The sequence below is a fragment of the Kribbella sp. NBC_00482 genome (assembly GCF_036013725.1).
In the GTDB taxonomy this organism is placed as follows: Bacteria; Actinomycetota; Actinomycetes; order Propionibacteriales; family Kribbellaceae; genus Kribbella.
Window position 1 is genome coordinate 7,133,292 of the sequence record NZ_CP107881.1, and the last position, 19,155, is coordinate 7,152,446.

Here is a 19,155-nt window from a genome sequence, read left to right on the forward strand (position 1 = left end):
GATGCGACGACAGTTGACTCCGACCGTGCTGACGGCTGCGGCCGTGGCAGGCGTCGTGACGTTCAGCCTGGTCGCGAGCGCTCCCGTCGGCAACGCGGCGGCCCGCCCGTCCTCGGCGTACGCCGTGAGCGCCGAAGGCCAGGTGCCGATCCCGAAGACGCCGTACGCCGAATCCCTGGACGGCAAGCGGCAGACGACCTCCGCGCTCGAACTCCCGAAGAACCCGCTGATCTCGGTCCGGGCCGGTACGGCGACCGCGGGCAACGACTCGGCCTCGGTCGAGCTGTTCGACGTCGTCGTCGGCCCCGACATCCTGAGCCAGGTGACGGTCCCGCCGGAGCTGAAGCAGCAGTGCTCCGCGCTGCCGAAGACCGGCGCGGACAACCTGCCGCTCCCGGATATCGCGCTGCCCGACCTCGGCCTGCCGTTGCCGAAGCTGAGCACCAAGGACCTGCCGGTGAAGAACCTGCCGGACCTGTGCAACCTGCTGCTCAACCCGCCGAAGTCGCTGCTCGGCATCGACTCGCTGAACGTCTGGTGCTCCGGTGACGACGGCGGCGTCGACATCGGCTCGCTGACTCTGCTCGGCCAGACCATCAAGCTGCCGAGCACCAAGCAGAGCGTTGCCCTGCCGTCCAACCCGTTGGCGAGCATCACGGTCAACAGTCAAGGCAAGCACTCCGACGGCGCGTTCACCATCACCGGTCTCAGCATCAACCTGGGCGGCGGCACCGAAACCATCAACCTGGCGTCGGCGACCTGCGCCAAGCCGGCCGCCAAGCCGAAGCCCAAGCCGCAACCGGAGGCGCCCCACGAGGCACCGGCCCAGGTCAACACCCCGCCGGCCGCACCGGTCCCGACCCCGGTCAAGACCCACCACCCAGTCACCGGCTAGAGCTTCACACCCAGCAACGCGTCACACGCCTGGGCGATCAGCGCGGGTGCCTCCGAGTCGGTGCCGTCGGTTGATGCCCACTCGTCGAGCGCCGCCAGCGCGCCGGCGGAGTCCAGGTCGTTGGTGAGTGCCGCCCGTACGGCGTCCACAACGGCCGCACCGTCCGGTCCGGCGTCCCGCGCCACCGCCGAACGCCACCGCTCGAGCCGCGCCTGACCGTCGGGCAGGTCGGAGTCTTCCCAGAACCAGTCGGTCCGGTAGTGGTGGGTGAGCAGCGCCAGCCGGATCGCCATCGGGTCCGCGCCCGCGAGCCGCTCCTTCGACACCAGCACCAGGTTGCCCTTGGACTTCGACATCTTCTCGCCGTCGAGCCCGACCATCGCCTGATGCACGTAGGCGCGGGCGAACGGGTGCTCCCCCGTCGCGACCTGCGCACCGCTCGCGGACATCTCGTGGTGCGGGAAGATCAGGTCCGAGCCGCCGCCCTGGACGTCGAACGACATCCCGAGGTACTTCAGCGCGATCGCCGAGCACTCGACGTGCCAGCCCGGCCGGCCGCGGCCGAGCGCCGAGTCCCAGGCCGGCTCCCCCGGCCGCTCGTGCCGCCACAGCAGGCTGTCCAGCGGGTCCTGTTTGCCCTCGCGGTCCGGGTCGCCGCCGCGCTCCGCGAACAGCTCGCGCATCGTGTCGCGGTCGTAGTTGGACACGCCGCCGAACGCCGGGTCCGCCTTCACGGCGAAGTACAGGTCGCCGTCGACGGAGTAGACCGCGCCGGCGCGGCGCAGGTCCTCGACCGCGCTCGAGACCAGGTCGATCGACTCGACGACGCCGATGTAGTGCTGCGGCGGAATCACCCGCAGCGCGGTCATGTCGTCGCGGAACAGCTGGATCTCCCGCGCCGCGAGATCGGTCCACTCGACGCCGGTCGCGGTCGCGCGCTCCAGCAGCGGGTCGTCGACGTCGGTGATGTTCTGGGTGTACGAGACGTCGTACCCGGCGTCGTGCCAGAGGCGGTTGATCAGGTCGAACGTGACGTACGTCGCGGCGTGGCCCATGTGGGTGGCGTCGTACGGCGTGATGCCGCAGACGTACATGCGGGCGGTCCCGCCGTCGGTCGGCGGCACCTCGACCAGACCGCGCGAGGCGGTGTCGTAGAGGCGTAACCGCCGCGCGGGCCCGGGTACGGCCGGGATGTCTGGTTTCGTCCACGCCTGCATGTGTCGGAGCTTATGCCAGTCCGATTTTCAATGACGCGACACGGTTCCACTCCGTGGTCCACAGCTGGGGTGTGCACCCGCCTGCGGATAGCCTCGCGAGCGATGAGTACAGACTTCAGCCCCGAGCTCCAGTCGTACGGCGGCTGGATCGCCGCGGCCGCGATCCAGCAGCAGGACCTGTTCAACGAGGTGGTCGGACCGGACTCGCTGCAGGCCGATCTCGACGCGCGGACGCTCGGCGGTGAGCGCGGCGTACTGCACGGGATCTCACTGCTCGGCAGCTTCTCGGAACTCGACCGGACCTGGCTGTGGGGCTGGGCGAACCCGGGCTTCGGGCCGGACGCTCCCGCGGTCGCGTCGACGCTCGCGATCCGCGAGTTCGGCGAACGGCACCGGATCGCCGAGTTCACCACCGAGAGCCCGGATCTGAGCGGCTTCGAGCAGCCGGCCCAGGCCGCGATCACGCTCGCGATCACCGCCGGCACCGTCCTCGGCGGTCGTGGTGTCTGGTCGACCGCGATCAATGAGGGTCAGGGGCACGTGTACCTGCACGTCGCCGACGAGCAGCTCCCGCAGGCCGGGTTCGACGCGATCGCCACGCCGCGGATGCTGATGACCGCGATCAGCGTCTTCCCCGCCGACCACCGGCAGGTCGTCCGCGGCTACTTCCACCACTTCGGCCTGCAGTACGACGAGGGCCCGGACGCGATCCGCGGTACGGCGCCGAACGGCAGCCCGATCGTCGTCGAGTTCGACGAACTGGGCCGGGTCGGCAACGTCAGCGTGCAGGGCAGACCTTAGAACGCGGGCCAGGGAATCGCGGGCCACTCGTCGCTCGGGTGCGGGAAGGTCCCGGTCTTGAGCAGTGTCGAGCAGCGTTCCCGGGTCGCGGTCAGCTCGACGGCGGTGACGAGCTCACACAGTTGTTGCCCGAGGCCACCGGCCAGTTGATCCGCGAGCCGCCGTACGTCGTCCAGCAGGCCGGCCGGGATCGGTGCACCGGCCCAGCCCCACAGGACCGTCCGGAGCTTGTCGTCGGCATTGAACGTGACGCCGTGGTCCACGCCGTACACCCGGCCGTCGCCCGGGTTCAGCACGTGGCCGCCCTTGCGGTCGGCATTGTTGACCACGGCATCGAACACAGCCATCCGCCGCAACGAGTCGTTGTCGGCGTGCACGAGCGTGACCGGGTTGTGGCGGCCGTCGAGCGCGTCCAGGACACCGACCCAGCCGTCGGGCACGCGGCCCTGCGGGACGATGTCGACCAGCTCGGTGTCCCCCGGTCCGAGCTCGGCCTCGTCGATCCACAACTGGACCATGCCTTCACCGAGCGGCCCGTCGCGCAGCAGCGTCGGCGGCACGACGGACCAGCCGAGCGCCTCGGACACGACGTACGCCGCGAACTCGCGCTGGGCGAGCGTGCCGTCGGGGAAGTCCCACAGCGGCCGCTCCCCCTCGATCGGCTTGTAGACAACCGTGGCGGTCTCGCCGGCCAGGCTGACCGAACCTTGGTAGGTGCCGTTCGACGCGGCGACCAGGCGACCGTGTAGTGACAGCTCCCCCAGTGCGAGGAGCTCCGGGTTGATCGTCATTCCGGCAGGTGCCTGCGGTAGCCGTTGGCCCGCGGGCAGATGTGGCCGTCGGCGTCGATCGGCCGGCCGCAGAACGGGCAGCTCGGGCGTCCGGACGCGACCAGCGCGACCGCCCGCCGGGCGAACGCACGGGCCTGCTCCTCGGTGATCCGGACGATGAACACCTCGGCGTCGTCGGACTCCATCGCCGCGGTGACCGGGTCGGTCTCCTCCAGGTCGGCCTGCTCGCCGGTGACGACCGCGAACACCTCGATCACCACCCGCTCGGCGTCGGCCTCCCACGCCAGCGTCATGGTGCCGGCCCGGAACTCCTCCTCGATCGGCTGCTCGAGCGGCGCGGTGTCGTCACTCGCGGTCTGCGCGACCGGGTCGCGGTCGAAGCGCCGGGCGACCTCGTCCAGCATCACGTCGAGCCGCTCCGCGAGCGCCATCACCTGTTCCTTCTCGCACGCGACCGACGTCAGCCGCTGCCCGGCCCGGGCCTGCAGGAAGAACGTCCTCGCACCGGGTTCCCCCACGGTGCCGGCGACGAACCGCTCGGGGTCGTCGAAGGAGTGCACAACTCGCGCCATACCTAGACCCTATTACCGTCCACCGACCACGGCGTCCGAGGACTGCTTCTTGGGCTTGGCTTTCGCTGACGGCTTAGGGATCAGCGACGCCAGTTCGCTGCCGGAGTCGTTCAGCCGGACCAGGAACGGGCGGGTCGCGGTGTAGGTGATGATCGTTGTCGACGCCGTGTCCACGACGATCCGCTGGAACGTGTCCAGGTGCTGACCGAGCGCGTCCGCGACGATCGCCTTGATCACGTCGCCGTGCGAGACCGCGACCCAGATCGCGTTGGGCCCATGGCTTTTCGCGAGCTCCGCGTCGTGCGCCCGGACGGCGTCGACACCGCGCTGCTGCATCCCCCGCATCGACTCGCCGTTCGGGAACGTGACGGCCGACGGGTGCTGCTGCACGACGGCCCACAGCGGGTCCTTGGCCAGCGTGGCGATCTTCTGCCCGGTCCAGTCGCCGTACCCGCACTCGGTCAGCCGGCGATCCGTTGCCGGACGCAACCCGTCGTGCTGCTTCGCGATCGCGGCGGCGGTCTGCTTGCAGCGGTCGAGCGGGGAGGTGACGATCGCGGCCAGCGGCAGTTCGGCCAGCCGCTGCGCGACCGCCGCGGCCTGCTGTACGCCGGTGTCGTCGAGCTTCACGCCCGGCGTACGACCCGCCAGCGTGCCGGACGTGTTCGCGGAACTACGACCGTGGCGAACGAGAATCACGGTGGGCATGCAGTGCACGTTATCTCGTCCCCGCAAGTCAGGCACGACCCCTGGTGCCATGATGGGGGTGTGATCGTGGACTGCGGGGTGTACGCCGCCGGGGAGCGGCAGGACCTGCCCAAGGATCCCGAGACGGTTGCCCAGGCCATCGACGACGGCGCCGACAGCTTCGGCTGGATCGGGCTGCACGAGCCGTCGGACGCCGAGATGGCGCGGGTGCAGCGGCTGTTCGGCCTGCACGATCTGGCCATCGAGGACGCGCTGCAGATCCACCAGCGGCCCAAGGTGGAGCGGTTCGGTGACACGCTGCTCGTCGTACTGCGGACCCTCTGGTACGTCGACGAAGGCGACGCCGTCGAGACAGGTCAGGTGACGGCCTTCGTCGGACCGCGGTACGTCGTGACCGTCCGGCATGGGGAAGGCGGCGAACTCGCCACCACCCGGCACGAACTCGAGGACCGCGCCTCGGTGCTCGGGCACGGACCGGCCGCGGTGCTGTGGGCGATCTCGGACGCGATCGTGGACGACTACGAACACGTCGCCGAGCAGGTCGAACTCGACGTCGACGAGATCGAGTCGTCGGTGTTCTCCCCCGAGCGGACCAGCGACGCGGAGCGGATCTACCGGCTGAAGCGCGAGGTGCTGGAGATGCGCCGCGCGATCGACCCGTTGCGGGAGCCGATGGAGCAGTTCGCGCACGGGGTGGCCGGGATCAGCGCGAAGGCGAGCCCGTTCTTCCGCGACGTCGCCGACCACCTCAGCCGGGTCTCCGACCAGGCCGAGGCGATCGACACGCTGCTCACGTCCGCCCTGAACGCGCACCTCGCCCGCGTCTCGGTCCAGCAGAACGACGACATGCGCAAGATCTCCGCGTGGGTCGCGATCGCCGCCGTACCGACCATGCTGGCCGGCATCTACGGCATGAACTTCGACAACATGCCGGAGCTCCGCTGGCACTTCGGCTACTACGCCATCCTGCTGCTGATGGCGGTCGTCTGCGTCACCATGTACCGCTTCTTCCGCAAGGTCGGCTGGCTCTAGGACCTAGGTCGCCGTGATCGTGCTGGTGGCGAGCAGGATGATCAGCACGATGCCGAGCAGGACGCGGTAGAACGCGAAGATCTCGGTCGAGTGCTTCGCGACGAAGCGCAGCAGCCAGGCGACGGACGCGTACGCGACCAGGAAGCTGACGACCGTGCCGACGAGCAGGTGTATGACGCCGACGTCACCGTTGAGCGCATCCTTCAACTCGTAGATCCCCGCCCCGACCAGGGCCGGAATGCCCAGCAGGAACGCGATCCGCGTCGCGGCGACCCGGTCGAGACCGCAGAACAGGCCGGCCGAGATCGTCGCGCCGGACCGGGACACACCAGGGATCAGGGCGAGGCACTGCACGAGGCCCATCACGATCGCGTCGACGAGCGTGATGCGGGTGAGCGGCCGCGCCTTCGTGCCCAGCCGCTCGGCGGCGACCATGAAGAACGACCACCCGATCAGGGCTCCGGCCACCCACCACAGGCTGCGCAGCGGCCCCGAGATCAGGTCCCGCGCCAGGAAACCGACGATCACGATCGGCATCGAGCCGACGATCACGTACCAGCCCATCCGGTGGTCGAACTCGCCGCGGTGTTCCGGCTTCGCGATCCCGCGCACCCAGGCGATCGCGATCCGCCGGATGTCCTTCCAGAAGTACAGCACCACCGCCGCGATCGCGCCGATCTGGATCACCGCGGTGTACCCGGTGATCGACGGGTCGTCGATCTTCAGCCCGAGCATCTTCGACACGATCGTCAGGTGCCCGGTGCTGGAGACCGGCAGGAATTCGGTCAGGCCCTCGACGATGCCGAGGATGATGGAGTCCCAGATCGTCATCAGTTGCCGACTCCGGACAGCTCCAGGGCCTCCGCGGCGGTCCGCAGGTCGGCGATCCGCTGCTCGACCGTCGACGCGAACGGCGTCAGCGCGACCGTCGTCGCCCCGGCCTCGGCGTACGCCGTGAGCTTGTCCGCGATCCGCGCCTTGTCACCGAGCAGCGAGATCGAGTCCAGGAACCCGAAGGGTACGGCGGCCATCGCCTCGCGGTGCTTCTTGTCCAGGTACAGGTCCTGGATCTCCTTCGCCTCCTCGGCGTACCCCATCCGGACCGCGAGCGCGTTGTAGAAGTTCTTCTCCCGGCTGCCCATGCCGCCGATGTACAAGGCGGCGTACCCGCGGACCGGGTCGGCCGCCGCCTGGATGTCGTCACCGGTCATCAGCGGTGTGGTGACGACGACGTCGAATCCGTCGAGGCTCTGATGACGAACCGCACGGCCCGTCCTGATGTGCGTCAACTGCTCTCCAAGGAAGCCTGGGTCGTTGAGGATCCCGAGCCAGCCGTCGGCGATCTCGCCGGCCAACTCGAGGTTCTTCGGGCCGACCGCGGCCAGGTACACCGGCACATGGTCGCGGATCGGCCGCACGGTCAGTTTCAGCGCCTTGCCCGGTCCGTCGGGCAGCGGCAGCGTGAAGTACTTGCCCTCGTACGCGACCGTCTCGCGTCGCAGGGCCGCGTTCACGATGTCAACGTACTCACGGGTCCTGAGCAGAGGCTGAGAAAATCGCACACCGTGCCAACCCTCCGAGACCTGCGGCCCGGACACGCCGAGACCGAGCCGGAACCGGCCGTTCGACAGCCGGTCCAGGGTGGCCGCCGTCATCGCGGTCATCGCCGGCGTCCGGGCCGGGATCTGGAAGACCGCCGCGCCGACGTCGATGGTGGTGGTCTGGGCGGCGATCCAGCTGAGCAGCGTCGCCGCGTCCGAGCCGTACGCCTCCGCGGCCCAGGTGACCGAGAATCCGAGCGCCTCGGCCTCCTTCACCAGCCTCAGGTGGTCCAGATGGTCGTCGCCGCCGTAGACGAAGCCGATGTTGAGTCCGAGTCGCATGACTGGCGAGCCTAGCGAGCCGTTGTCGGTGGGCCGCAATAGGCTCGGTACATGCAGCAGCGCTATCTCGGTCACAGTGGACTGGCGGTGAGCCGACTCGGGCTGGGCACCATGTCGTGGGGCCGGGACACCGACGAGCACGAGGCCCGCGAGCAGCTCGCCGCGTTCGTGTCCGCCGGAGGCACGCTCGTCGACACCGCGGCGGCGTACGGCGACGGCGACAGCGAGCAGCTGATCGGGTCGCTGATCGGCGACGTGGTGGACCGCGACGACCTGGTGATCGCCACTAAGGCCGGGTTCAGCGTCCGCCGGGGCGAGCGGATCACTGACACGTCCCGCGGCGCGCTGCTGCGCGATCTCGAGGGCTCGCTGCGCCGGATGAACATCGACCACATCGACCTCTGGCAGCTGCACACCTGGTCCGACGACGTGCCGCTGGAGGAGACGCTCTCCGCGCTCGACCACGCCGTCAGCTCCGGCAAGGTGCGGTACGTCGGCATTTCGAACTACGCCGGCTGGAAGGCGGCCCGCGCCGTCACCTGGCAGCAGGCCTGGCCGGGCCGCGCGGTCCCGGTCGCCAACCAGGTCGAGTACTCGCTGCTCGCCCGGGACGCCGAACTGGACGCGATCCGCGCGGCCGCCGGCCTCGGCATCGGGGTGCTCGCGTGGTCGCCGCTCGGCCGCGGCGTGCTGACCGGGAAGTACCGAACCGGCATCCCGGCGGACTCCCGGGCGGCGTCTCAGCATCTGTCGAGATTCGTCGACCCCTACCTCGACGGGCGGGCTTCGGGCATCGTGGAAGCGGTCGCTCGAGCCGCCGACGGGCTCGGCTGGACTCCGCTCGAGGTCGCGCTGACCTGGGTGCGGGACCGGCCGGGGGTGTCGGCGGCGATCGTCGGGGCCAGGACGGCGCTGCAACTGAAGTCTGTGCTGGGTGTGGAGGAGCTCACATTGCCGCCCGCCATCGCCGCGGCACTGGAGGATGTTTCCTGAGGGTCGTTGTTGGAGGTGTGGATGGCCGAGTACGAATTACAGCAGTTCGAGTTGTCCAGGACGGAGTCCCGCGGTGCGGTGCGCAAGCTGCTCACCGAGCACGCGGAGTACGGCGGGTGGGAGCTGGCCCGTCTGCGTCGCTATCCCGACGGTTCACGCCGCGTGTGGCTGCGGCGCCGCATCATCCGCGTGATGCGGACCCTCTGAGCAGGACGGCTACCAATTCCCGTCGGCTGCCGACGCCGACCTTGTCGTACGACGCCCGTACATGCTCCTGCACTGTGTGCGGAGACAGGCACAACCGCTCGACGATCTGCCGTGTCGAGTACCCGCGCAGCAGCAACTCGGTCACCCGCTGCTGAGCAGGGGTGAGACCGTGCAGGTCGAGCAGCAGAGAGCCCAGCTGGGCCGGTGCCACCGGCTCGATCACGACCGCTGTCTGCCCGTCCTCCCCGAGCTTGGACGCCTGCATCTCGAGCCACTCACCCCGCCGCGTCCTGACCTTCAGCCGCGCGGTCGTCCGGTCGGCCCGCATCCGCGCGGCCACCGACCGCACCGCGACCGGCAACTCGTGAGACACACCGAGCTCGCCGAGCCAGTACTCCGCCTCGGTGCTGACCGACTCCACCCGCAACCCCGCATCGAGAACCACGACCCCTGGCCCGACGCCGCGCCTTTCCTCCAGCCCGGTCTTCGCGGCCGGGCTCGTCCGAAGTCCTCGACGGAGTCCCTCGCCAAGATGCGGCGCGAGCCGCCGTACCAGCTGAATCTCGTGCTCGGAGAACCCCGCGTCGGCGTCCTCTCGATGAAGGCAGAGCACGCCCCAGCACCGGCCGTTCGACATCAAGGCAGCCCGCAGCTCGTCGCCCAGACCGAGCGGTCGCATCAGCTCGACGTACCGCGGGCTGCTCTGCCAGTTGCCCCGCGTCGCCTGGCCGAGCGTTCGTACCGGCTCCGGACCGCCTGCGAGGACGGCGAACTTGTTCACGTCGTCCTGCCCGAACTCGTTCGCGATGAACTGCTCGGTCACCGCACCGAGCGGTTCGTCGGCGACCGCCGACGTGAACAGCACGGTCGCCGGATCCACTGTCGCGAAGAACAACGCATCGACCGTCAGTACGTCGCGCAGCCGGGCGAACGCCTCGGACCGCAGCTGATCGACGTCCAGCCCCGCGTAACAGCGCTGGATCAGCACCTCCAGGCGATCCCCCGCCCCCATGCTCGTGATGCTACGCCGGTATGACGCCGAGTTGTCTGAGCAGCCCGAGATCGTCGAGCCGTCCCCAGCGCTCCACGATCAGGCCGTCGCGGAGCCGGAAGATGTTGATACCCGGCAAGCTGATCGGCTTCCCCGTCCCCGGCATCCCCATCACTTCGCCCCGGTGCGTCCCGCCTGCCGTGAACCGCTCGACGACGAGGTCGCCCTCCGCGATCAGCTCGTGCAGCTCACTGCGCCAGTCCGGGAACGCGGCGCGCATCATGCCGCCGGCCGTCCGCATGCCCTCGCGGTCGGCCGTGACACCGAACGGCGGGTCGTGGTTGACGAAGTCCTCGGCCAGGTAGGTGTCGACCGCACCGAGATCCCCCTTGCTGAACAGACTGTCGATGAAGTCCTTGACGACGGCTTTGTTGCTCTCTGTTGTGCTCATGCCCTGATGCTGCACCCGCCCGCGGCGACGTCGTACCCCCACTAGTTGGGGTTCTGCAAGTGAATTATCTCTGCACCAGAGGTATTCTCTTGAGTGTGACCGAGGTTCTCGCCGAGGAACTGCTGGCGGCGATCGGGCTGGTGCGGCGGCACCTGCGCCGATCCGTCGGGCGGCCGTTCCCGCTGTCCGCACTCACCGACTCCCAGGCCGAGCTGATCCGGACCGTCCGCCGCAATCCCGGCATCTCCGTCGCCGAGGCCGCGGCCGAGCTCGGCCTGGTCGCGAACACCGTGTCGACCCTCGTCGGCCAACTCACCGAGCGCGGTCTGCTGGAGCGCACGCCTGACGAATCGGATCGCCGGGTCGCGCGGTTGACGCTGACGGAGCCTGCCCGCGAACAGGTCGAGGCCTGGCGCGATCGCCGTACGGCGTTGGTCACCCGGACGCTGGACGATCTGACGTCCGACGACCGTGCGGCGCTGAGATCGGCGTTGCCCGTTCTCGCCGTACTGGCTGAACGCCTGCACCCCTTGGACGAACAGCAACGGAAGGTGCGCGCATGACTGCAGAGCCCCCGCCCGCAGCGGAGGTCACCGGACTCAGTCATCGGTTCGGCGACCATCTCGCGGTCGACGATCTCGACCTGACCGTCTCCCCCGGCGAATGCTTCGGCCTTCTCGGTCCCAACGGCGCCGGCAAGACGACGACGCTGCGCGTGCTGAACACGCTCTACCCACCCCAGTCCGGCACGGTCCGCGTCTTCGGCCTCGACGTGCACACCGCCGCGATGTCCGTACGGCGCCTGCTCGGATACGTCCCGCAGCAGCTGTCCATCGAGGGAGCGCTCTCCGGACGAGAGAACGTTTCCTGGTTCGCGCGGCTGTACGACGTACCGCGGCGCGAACGGGCTGCACGAGTGGCCGAGGTGCTGGAGATCGTCGACCTCACCGACGCCGCCGACCGGCTCGCGTCGACGTACTCCGGCGGCATGGTGCGACGCCTCGAACTCGCGCAGGCGCTGGTCAACCGGCCCGCGCTGCTCGTGCTGGACGAGCCGACGGTCGGACTCGACCCGGTGGCGCGGGACTCGGTGTGGGCGCGGGTGCAGGAGATGCAGGAGCGGTACGGGATGACCGTGCTGCTGACCACGCACTACATGGAGGAGGCCGACATCCTCTGCGACCGGGTTGCGTTGATGCACCTGGGCCGGTTGCGCGCCGCCGGTACGCCGAACGAGTTGAAGGCCGAGCTCGGTCCGGCTGCGAGCCTCGAGGACGTGTTCCGGCACCACACCGGCGAGAGCCTCGAAGGTCAGGCGAAGGGAGGCCTGCGCGATGTCCGTGGCACCCGCCGCACCGCCCAGCGCATGGGTTGATTCGCGGCCGCGAGCCGTGCTCCGGCTGTTCTGCAGGATCGGCACGTTCTGCCTCATCGAGCTACAGAAGCTCCGGCACGACCGGACCGAGCTGATCACGCGAGCAATTCAGCCGGTGCTGTGGCTGGTGATCTTCGGCCAGACGTTCAGCCGGATCCGGGCGATCCCGACCGGCGACGTGCCGTACCTGGACTATCTCGCGCCCGGGATCATCGCGCAGTCGGCGCTGTTCGTGGCCATTTTCTACGGGATCCAGATCATCTGGGAACGTGACGCCGGGATTCTCACGAAGTTGCTGGTCACGCCGTCCCCGCGATCCGCACTGGTCGCCGGGAAGGCCTTCGCCGCCGGCGTCCGGACGATCTCCCAGGCGATCGTCGTTCTCATCGTCGCAGCGCTGCTCGGCGTCAGTCTCACCTGGAACCCGCTGAAGTTGCTCGCCGTTCTCGCGGTCGTGGTCCTCGGGGCCGCGTTCTTCTCCTGTCTCTCGATGACGATCGCCGGCCTGGTCCTGCGCCGGGATCGCCTGATGGGCATCGGCCAGGCGATCACGATGCCGCTGTTCTTCGCCTCCAACGCCCTCTACCCCGTCGACATCATGCCCGGCTGGCTCCGAGCCATCTCCCACGCCAACCCCCTGACGTACGAAGTGAGCGCTCTCCGAGGTCTGCTGATCGGCCAGCCCACCAACTACCTCCTCGACTTCACCGTCCTGATCGTCGCCGCCATCGCCGGCATCTGCGCAGCCGCCGCTCTGATGGGCCGCCTGGCGCGGTAGAGCGCCTTCAGAGGTCGTGGCGGACCCAGACGTTGGGTCCCACGTGGACTGGGACGAAAGCAGGACCAGTACGGCGACGGTCGCGGTGACGAGACCCGAACCGATCAGCGCGATCTCGGCTCCGAGAGCGCCGATGATCGGTCCCCCGACGAGCATGCCCGCCGCGCTCCCGGCGTTCACGACGACGCTCTGCCCGGAGAGCAACGCGCGTCGCTCGGCGCCGGCCGACGACCGGGTGATGAGAACAGAGATCGCCGCGATCCCGATCACCACGGTCACGCCCGATAGCGCGCCCATCACGGCAACCACGGGCGGCGTCGTCCAGACCCCCATTCCGACCCAGCACAGCCCGCTCCAGGCCCATGCCATCGATGCGGTCACCACCGGCCGCGTACGCCGTACCACTGCCAACGACACCGCGGTCCCGGCGAGCGACCCCACGCCGTACCCGGTCATCCCCGCCGCCAGGTAGACCCCGGGCTGTCCGCGCTCCTCCCCCAGTACCGACAGCCCCAGCGTGAACGCGAACCAGGTAACGCATCCCGTGCCCCGGACGACCCAGCCGTACGCGATCTCGGGTCGTCCGCGCAGACTCCCGCGGATCGACGGCGGCACAACTTCTTCCGGGGCACGCTCTGACCGCACGCTGCACGCCAGCAACCCGGCACCGGCGACTGTCGCGGCCTCGACCCAGAGCAACCCGTTCGTCAACCCGGTCGACACCGACAAGGCACCGACGGCCGGGCCGATCATCATCCCCAGTCGTCGCAGTCCGTCCTGCCAGGTCAGCAGCTGCACCGCCCGGCCCTCGCCCCATCGGTCGCCGGTGTCGGCGAGCAACGCCGACCGTCCTGGGGTCGCCAGCGCATCGCCGCACCCGAGCAGCAGCCCGCTCATGATCAGCAACTCCGGTGACAAGATCCCCAGCCCGGCCGCCGCCGGCACCGACGCCAACGCGATCGCGGACACCAGCGCCACGACCGCGAGCCGCGGTCCCGAGTCCACCCACTGCCGCGCCTTGCGAGCCCACCACGGCGACAGGAGCACGGGAACCCCAGCAGCACCGGCAACGAGTCCGGTCGCCGCTACCGATCCCGTTTCCCGGAGGATCACCAGCGGCAACGCAACCTGAGAAATCCGGAACGCGAAGTCCGCCGTACCGCTTCCCGCCAGCAACGCCAACGCTTCGGATCTTGCTTTCACGCCTTGAATTCTTGGCGTTTCCCGCACCTGCAGGTAGCTGGCACGAGTTTCGCGCATGCCATAGGCTCAGCCTATGGCCTCATTACCATCGGTCGAGGACCTGCGGCTGGTCCAGGCCATCGCCCGGACCGGCGCCGTCGGCACCGCGGCCCGCGAACTCCGCATCTCCCAGCCTTCGGCGTCCCAACGCCTCGCCCGGCTCGAACGCCTCTGCGGCACCAAACTCTTCGAGCGCGACACCCGCGGCGCCCGCCCCACCGCGGCCGGCTCCGAACTCAGTCGCCGCGCCGACCACATCCTCGGCCACCTCGAGGAGGTGTACGACGCCACGCGCGCGGCCGCCGTCACGCAGCGCCTCGTGATCGGTACGTTCGCCAGCCTCGCGCCGATCCTGTTCCCGGTCCTCGACGCCGACCTTCCCGACCTGGAGGTCCAGCAGCAGGTCGACCACGGCCACTTCCTGGTCGAACGCATCGCCGAGGGCACCATGGACGCCGCGTTCATCGCGATCGCCGACCAGATGACGCTCCCCCGTGGCACGGTCGCCCGCCGCGTCGGCCGCGACGAACTCGTCCTGTTCGTCCCACCCGGAGCCCGCCCACCCGGCCGCGGCCGCCGGCCCTTGAAAGATCGCCAGATCGCGTTCTCCACGTACGACCGCGGCTCCGAAGAGATCCACTCCCGCCTGGCCGCCCAAGGCGCCGTCCCCCGCCGCGGCGTCACCCTCAGCACTACCGTCGCGATGGCGCGCCGAAGCTCCCACCTGGCCCTAGTCCCCCGCAGCGCCCTGGCAACCGAACTCCGCCCCGGAGAACACCTCACCACCGCCCCCTTCCACTACCGCCTCACCCTCTCGGTAGTCACCACCCCCACCCCACCCAAGCCCCTGATCACCTACCTCCCTCAACTCCGCGCCACCCTCAACCTCTCGTAAACGCCGTTGGCCAGTACCTGCTGACCTCGGGTGTCGCCACTGCGCAGGACGATCTGACCGGTACTGGTCATCGCCGTTGACCGCAGGTCGCTGCCGGCTGTGGGGTGAACAGCATGGCGACCGTCGACGACGTACGACGACAGTTCCGGAACCCGCCGCCCGCGGCGCGGCCGATGATGCGCTGGTGGTGGTTCGGGCCGTCCATCGAGCGAGACGAAATCGACCGCGAGCTGGAAGCCATGGCCGCAGCCGGGCTCGGCGGCGCGGAGGTCGCGTTCGTCTACCCGATGGGTCCGGTGACGGCGCCGTTCGGATCACCAGAGTTCCTCGAACTGGTCGGGCACGCGGCACGAACGGCGCAACGGCTCGGACTGCGGTTCGACGTGACGCTCGGGAGCGGCTGGTCGTACGGCGGCCCGCACGTCGGTCCCGAGTACGCGGCACGGCAGTTGCACTGGGACCGCCGCGAGATCGGCGCCGCGGCGTACGACGTACCGATCGTGGCCGGCTGGCCCGGTGACGAGTTCGTCGCGGCGTACGTCGGTGACGGGTGGGGAGGCGCGCCGTCGTCGTACGTCGAGGTACCGGCGAGCGACGGGATCATTCACGTACCGGCCGGCGGGCAGCCTCGCGAGATCCTGATCGCGACGTCCCGCGTGACCGGGCAGCAGGTGAAGCGGACCGCGGTCGGAGCAGAGGGACTCACGCTCGACCACTACTCGGCGGCCGCCGCTGAGGAGCACATCAGGCAGGTCGCCGAGCCGTTGCTGCTCGCGGCCACACCGGAGCTCCTCGGGTCGGTGTTCTGCGACAGCCTCGAGGTGTACGGCGGGGACTGGACGCCGACGATCTTCGACGAGTTCGCGAAACGGCGCGGGTACGAGTTGCGGCCTCGGCTCTACGAGTTGCTCGTGGACAACGAGGGCTCGCGGCAACTGCGGATCGACTTCGGGCGGACGCTGTCGGAGCTGTACGAGGACAACTTCCTGAAGGTGTTCCAGCAATGGGCGGCCGGGTACGGCGTACCGTTCCGGATCCAGAGCTACGGTGAGCCGCCGGCGACGATGAGCAGCTACCGGCACGCTGACCTGTTCGAAGGCGAAGGCTGGGGATGGACACGCATCCCCGAGACCCGCTGGGCGTCGTCGGCCGCGAACATCTACGGCCGCTCGGTCGTGTCGGCCGAGGTGTGGACGTGGGTCCACTCCCCCTCGTTCCGCGCGACGCCGCTGGATCTCCAAGGCGAGGCCCACGAGCATTTCCTCTCCGGCGTCAACCAGCTCATCGGCCACGGCTGGCCCTACTCGCCGTCCGACGGACCCGGGCTCGGGTGGATCTTCTACGCGGCCGGTGCACTCGACGACCGGAACCCTTGGTGGCCGTCAGCAACTGCTCTCTTCCGTTCTCTGCACCGTCTCTCCTGGCTGCTCCAGCAGGGCACGCCGGTCCGGCCGGTGAAGATCTACATCCCTGCCTCCGACGCGTACGCCGCCGTACGCACGGGGCACGCCGAGCCGCTCAACCTCTACCGCGTCGCCCGCCGGCTGATCCCGGAGAGCGCTCCCCGGACGATCCGGGAGGCGGGACTCGACTTCGACCTGATCGACGACGACGCACTCGAGGTACTCGATCCCGCCGACGCACCTCTCGTGGTCGTGCCCGAAGGAACCACGACGCCGCCGGCGACTCAGCGCTGGCTGGATGCTGTCGTCGCGTCCGGTGGAAAGGTGATCGCCGACCTCAGCACCCTCGCCGACCACCTCCCGCCCGCGCCGCTCTCTCCCCAACAGGACGTAGGTGTGGTCCACAGGCGCCTCGACGACGGCGACTTCTACTTCGTCGCCAACACCGGCCCCGAGATCCGCACCCTCACGTTCGACCAACCCCTGGAACGCTGGAGAGCGCTCTCTGACGACGCCGAACTCACCAGCACCCTCACCCTCCACCCCTACGAGTCGGCCGTCCTGATCCCAGCCACCACATCCGAGCCCGCAGCTGACGCAGCCGCTCCGGCCGACGAATTGACCAGCCCGCTTCAGGACGGCTGGTCGGTTGCCTTTGGCAATGAGAGTCGCCCGGTCACGCTCCCGCACCGTTGGGAGGACGACCCGGCGCTGACGACGTACTCCGGCTCCGCGACGTACCGCACCGAGATCGAACTCCCCGACACCACCGACCGCCTGCTTCTGGACTTCGGCCCGGGTGAACCGGTCGCCCCCGACAGCGAGCCCTACGTCCCCGGCAACTCCTACCGCGCGCTCATCACCCCGCCGGTGGGCGTCGCCGCCGACATCTGGCTCAACGACACCCACTGCGGTTCACTCTGGGCGCCGCCGTACCAGGTCGACCTCACACCGGCCGCGCGACCGGGCGTGAACGAGCTGCGGATCGTCGTCCACAACACCGCCGCGAACGCGCTCTCCGCCGATCACCATCTGCTCGACGCAGCAGCAGACGCCACCGCGCGCTACGGGCGGCGGTTCGACCTCCAGCACATCGAACACGCCGCCGACTACCTCAACTCCGGCCTACTGACCGAGCCGAGGATCATCCGTCAGGCCTGATCCAGGAACCTGTCCAGCACGCGCGACCCGAACTCCAGGGCCGACGTCGGCACCCGCTCGTCGATGCCGTGGAACATGCCCATGAAGTCCAGGTCCGGCGGCAGCTGCAGCGGCACGAACCCGAAGCACCGCACGCCCAGCCGGCTCCACGACTTGGCGTCCGTACCGCCCGACATCAGCAGCGGCGCGGTGCGGCTCTGCGGGTCCTCGGCCGCGAGGCACGCCTTCATCGCCTCGACCAGTCCGCCGCTGAACTCGGTCTCCAGCGCGATGTCCTGGACGACGGTCTCGCGCTGCACCTTGTCGCCGAGCAGTTCGTCGATGGTCGCGAAGAACTCGTCCTCGTGCCCGGGCAGGAACCGCCCGTCGATGTGCGCCTCCGCGTCGCCCGGGATCACGTTCACCTTGTAGCCGGCGTTCAGCATCGTCGGGTTCGCGGTGTTGCGGATCGTGGCGCCGAACATCCGGCTGAAGCTGCCCAGCTTGGCCAGCGTCGCGGTCATGTCCTCCGGGTCGAGCTCGACCTCGAGCACGTCCTCCAGCGTCTTCAGGAACTCGCGGACGGTCGGCGTGACGCGCAGCGGCCACTCGTGCGAGCCGATCCGGGTGACCGCCTCGACCAGGTTCGTGACGGCGTTGTCGGTGTTGACCATCGACCCGTGTCCCGCCGTACCGCGGGCCTTGAGCCGCATCCAGTTCATGCCCTTCTCGGCGGTCTCGATCAGGTACAGCCGCAGGTCGTCCTTGACCGTGATCGAGAACCCGCCCACCTCGCCGATGCCTTCGGTGCAGTCGGCAACGGTTTCCGGGTGGTTGTTGATCAGCCACTGGGCGCCGTACACACCGCCGGCCTCCTCGTCGGCGGTGAACACCAGCCGAACCGGACGCCGCGGCTTCGCGCCGGCGCGCTGCCGCGCTCGCACGACCGACAGCACCATCGCGTCGAAGTCCTTCATGTCGACCGCGCCGCGGCCCCACACGCACCCGTCGAAGATCTCCCCCGCGAACGGGTCGACCTTCCAGTCCTTCGGATCCGCCGGTACGACGTCCAGGTGCCCGTGCACGAGCAGCGGGTCCGCACTCTGGTCCTCGCCGTCCCAGTGCGCGACCAGCGTCGCCCGCCCCGGCTCCGACTCGTAGATCGTCGACTCGATCCCGACCTCGTCCAGCTTCGCCGCGACGTACTCCGCCGCGACCCGCTCGCCGTTGCTCTTGCCGTTCCCGTAGTTCGTGGTGTCGATCTGGATCAGCTCGCTGCAGAGCTCCACTACTTCGGCATCGGGCGTGTACGCCGTACGGTCGCTGGAGGTCGTCATGAGACCCATCCTCCCCCACCGCGGCCGCGGAAGGGGATTCAGGTCAGGGTGATCGCGTCACCGGAGACGGTGATCTGCTTCGGTGCCAGCGGGCGTGGTGCCGGGCCGGCCTGCACGGAGCCGTCCTCCACCGCGTACTTGCTGCCATGGCAGTCGCAGTTGATCGTCCCGCTAGCAACGCTAGCGACCGGGCAGCTCTGGTGCGTGCAGATCGAGCTGAACGCCTTGAACGTGCCCTGGACCGGCTGCGTGACCACGACCTGCTGCGGCGCGAAGATCTTCCCGCCGCCGACCGGGATGTCCGCGGTCGGGCCGAGGACGGTGTCGGCCGGCGCGGGCGCGGGCGTGCTCTGCGGCTCGCCGTACTTCGCGCAGCCGGCGACAGTCGCCAGTCCGGCGGCGGCTCCGGTGAGGATGGTACGGCGGCTGGGTGCTTCCACAGCG

Annotated in this window: 21 protein-coding genes and 1 pseudogene; 11 read left to right on the forward strand and 11 right to left on the reverse strand. The window is 69.4% G+C overall.

Translation table 11 applies throughout. The annotated features are described in order from the left end of the window. Window position 1: 1 nt before the first annotated feature. On the forward strand, window positions 2-895 hold the full coding sequence (locus tag OHB24_RS34575) for a hypothetical protein (RefSeq protein ID WP_327635097.1): 894 nt from the start codon (window positions 2-4) through the stop codon (window positions 893-895). Here OHB24_RS34575 and mshC read toward each other — a convergent pair. After that, window positions 892-2,112, reverse strand: coding sequence for a cysteine--1-D-myo-inosityl 2-amino-2-deoxy-alpha-D-glucopyranoside ligase (gene mshC / locus OHB24_RS34580; protein ID WP_327635098.1), 1,221 nt, complete (start codon window positions 2,110-2,112; stop codon window positions 892-894). The genes OHB24_RS34575 and mshC overlap by 4 nt on opposite strands. A 102-nt stretch (window positions 2,113-2,214) precedes the next feature. Here mshC and OHB24_RS34585 point away from each other — a divergent pair, with 102 nt between their 5' ends. Beyond that, complete coding sequence (locus OHB24_RS34585; RefSeq protein WP_327635099.1) at window positions 2,215-2,913, forward strand: DUF6882 domain-containing protein; 699 nt, start codon at window positions 2,215-2,217, stop codon at window positions 2,911-2,913. Here the strand turns inward: OHB24_RS34585 and OHB24_RS34590 are convergent. The 3 genes from OHB24_RS34590 to OHB24_RS34600 are packed head-to-tail and all read right to left on the reverse strand — an operon-like array spanning window position 2,910 to window position 4,984. Beyond that, a complete protein-coding gene (locus tag OHB24_RS34590; RefSeq protein WP_327635100.1) occupies window positions 2,910-3,704 on the reverse strand; it encodes an SCO1664 family protein in 795 nt (264 codons plus the stop codon). The two genes, OHB24_RS34585 and OHB24_RS34590, sit on opposite strands and share 4 nt — an antisense overlap. Beyond that, window positions 3,701-4,276: a DUF3090 family protein gene (locus tag OHB24_RS34595; RefSeq protein ID WP_327635101.1), complete on the reverse strand. Its 576-nt coding sequence runs from the start codon at window positions 4,274-4,276 to the stop codon at window positions 3,701-3,703. The genes OHB24_RS34590 and OHB24_RS34595 overlap by 4 nt, the downstream gene beginning before the upstream one ends. Window positions 4,277-4,288: 12 nt before the next feature. Next, a complete protein-coding gene (locus tag OHB24_RS34600; RefSeq protein WP_327635102.1) occupies window positions 4,289-4,984 on the reverse strand; it encodes a histidine phosphatase family protein in 696 nt (231 codons plus the stop codon). A 60-nt stretch (window positions 4,985-5,044) separates the two neighbouring features. Here OHB24_RS34600 and corA point away from each other — a divergent pair, with 60 nt between their 5' ends. Then, complete coding sequence (corA, locus tag OHB24_RS34605; RefSeq protein ID WP_327635103.1) at window positions 5,045-6,016, forward strand: magnesium/cobalt transporter CorA; 972 nt, start codon at window positions 5,045-5,047, stop codon at window positions 6,014-6,016. Between the two features lie 3 nt (window positions 6,017-6,019). Here corA and OHB24_RS34610 read toward each other — a convergent pair whose 3' ends face one another. Continuing rightward, the gene (locus tag OHB24_RS34610) at window positions 6,020-6,847 is read right to left on the reverse strand and encodes an undecaprenyl-diphosphate phosphatase (protein ID WP_327635104.1); all 828 of its coding nucleotides are present in this window, start codon (window positions 6,845-6,847) and stop codon (window positions 6,020-6,022) included. Next, entirely contained in the window at window positions 6,847-7,899 is a 1,053-nt protein-coding gene (locus tag OHB24_RS34615) for an LLM class F420-dependent oxidoreductase (protein WP_327635105.1), read from the reverse strand. The genes OHB24_RS34610 and OHB24_RS34615 overlap by 1 nt, the downstream gene beginning before the upstream one ends. Before the next feature lie 51 nt (window positions 7,900-7,950). On the opposite strand from OHB24_RS34615, the gene OHB24_RS34620 reads away from it, so the two are divergent. Together OHB24_RS34620 and OHB24_RS34625 are read left to right on the forward strand one after the other, a co-directional pair. Further along, the gene (locus OHB24_RS34620) at window positions 7,951-8,892 is read left to right on the forward strand and encodes an aldo/keto reductase (protein WP_327635106.1); all 942 of its coding nucleotides are present in this window, start codon (window positions 7,951-7,953) and stop codon (window positions 8,890-8,892) included. A 21-nt stretch (window positions 8,893-8,913) separates the two neighbouring features. Further along, the gene (locus tag OHB24_RS34625) at window positions 8,914-9,099 is read left to right on the forward strand and encodes a DUF5703 family protein (protein WP_327635107.1); all 186 of its coding nucleotides are present in this window, start codon (window positions 8,914-8,916) and stop codon (window positions 9,097-9,099) included. Here OHB24_RS34625 and OHB24_RS34630 read toward each other — a convergent pair. Both OHB24_RS34630 and OHB24_RS34635 read right to left on the reverse strand, forming a co-directional pair. Next, window positions 9,074-10,111, reverse strand: coding sequence for a GAF domain-containing protein (locus OHB24_RS34630; RefSeq protein WP_327635108.1), 1,038 nt, complete (start codon window positions 10,109-10,111; stop codon window positions 9,074-9,076). The two genes, OHB24_RS34625 and OHB24_RS34630, sit on opposite strands and share 26 nt — an antisense overlap. 10 nt (window positions 10,112-10,121) lie before the next feature. After that, window positions 10,122-10,541 carry an ester cyclase gene (locus OHB24_RS34635; RefSeq protein ID WP_327635109.1) on the reverse strand — a complete coding sequence of 140 codons (420 nt, stop codon included), beginning with the start codon at window positions 10,539-10,541 and terminating at the stop codon, window positions 10,122-10,124. 95 nt (window positions 10,542-10,636) lie between these two features. On the opposite strand from OHB24_RS34635, the gene OHB24_RS34640 reads away from it, so the two are divergent. The 4 genes from OHB24_RS34640 to OHB24_RS34655 are packed head-to-tail and all read left to right on the forward strand — an operon-like array spanning window position 10,637 to window position 13,166. Beyond that, a complete protein-coding gene (locus OHB24_RS34640) occupies window positions 10,637-11,104 on the forward strand; it encodes a MarR family winged helix-turn-helix transcriptional regulator (RefSeq protein ID WP_327635110.1) in 468 nt (155 codons plus the stop codon). Then, window positions 11,101-11,916, forward strand: a complete 816-nt coding sequence (locus tag OHB24_RS34645; RefSeq protein WP_327635111.1) for an ABC transporter ATP-binding protein — start codon at window positions 11,101-11,103, stop codon at window positions 11,914-11,916. Before OHB24_RS34640 ends, OHB24_RS34645 begins: the two co-directional genes overlap by 4 nt. After that, window positions 11,876-12,694 (forward strand): ABC transporter permease, encoded by an 819-nt coding sequence (locus OHB24_RS34650; RefSeq protein WP_327635112.1) that lies wholly within the window; start codon window positions 11,876-11,878, stop codon window positions 12,692-12,694. The genes OHB24_RS34645 and OHB24_RS34650 overlap by 41 nt, the downstream gene beginning before the upstream one ends. A gap of 43 nt (window positions 12,695-12,737) precedes the next feature. After that, on the forward strand, window positions 12,738-13,166 hold the full coding sequence (locus OHB24_RS34655) for a hypothetical protein (RefSeq protein WP_327635113.1): 429 nt from the start codon (window positions 12,738-12,740) through the stop codon (window positions 13,164-13,166). Here OHB24_RS34655 and OHB24_RS34660 read toward each other — a convergent pair. Further along, window positions 13,154-13,954, reverse strand: a pseudogene (locus tag OHB24_RS34660) (MFS transporter); the annotation flags it as partial. The gene OHB24_RS34655 and the pseudogene OHB24_RS34660 sit on opposite strands and share 13 nt — an antisense overlap. Window positions 13,955-13,970: 16 nt before the next feature. Here OHB24_RS34660 and OHB24_RS34665 point away from each other — a divergent pair. Continuing rightward, on the forward strand, window positions 13,971-14,831 hold the full coding sequence (locus tag OHB24_RS34665; protein WP_327635114.1) for a LysR family transcriptional regulator: 861 nt from the start codon (window positions 13,971-13,973) through the stop codon (window positions 14,829-14,831). A gap of 113 nt (window positions 14,832-14,944) precedes the next feature. Beyond that, the gene (locus tag OHB24_RS34670) at window positions 14,945-17,395 is read left to right on the forward strand and encodes a glycosyl hydrolase (RefSeq protein WP_327635115.1); all 2,451 of its coding nucleotides are present in this window, start codon (window positions 14,945-14,947) and stop codon (window positions 17,393-17,395) included. Here the strand turns inward: OHB24_RS34670 and OHB24_RS34675 are convergent. Further along, entirely contained in the window at window positions 17,386-18,711 is a 1,326-nt protein-coding gene (locus OHB24_RS34675) for a M20/M25/M40 family metallo-hydrolase (protein ID WP_327635116.1), read from the reverse strand. The two genes, OHB24_RS34670 and OHB24_RS34675, sit on opposite strands and share 10 nt — an antisense overlap. Before the next feature lie 38 nt (window positions 18,712-18,749). Continuing rightward, complete coding sequence (locus OHB24_RS34680; RefSeq protein ID WP_327635117.1) at window positions 18,750-19,151, reverse strand: Rieske (2Fe-2S) protein; 402 nt, start codon at window positions 19,149-19,151, stop codon at window positions 18,750-18,752. Between the last annotated feature and the right edge of the window lie 4 nt (window positions 19,152-19,155).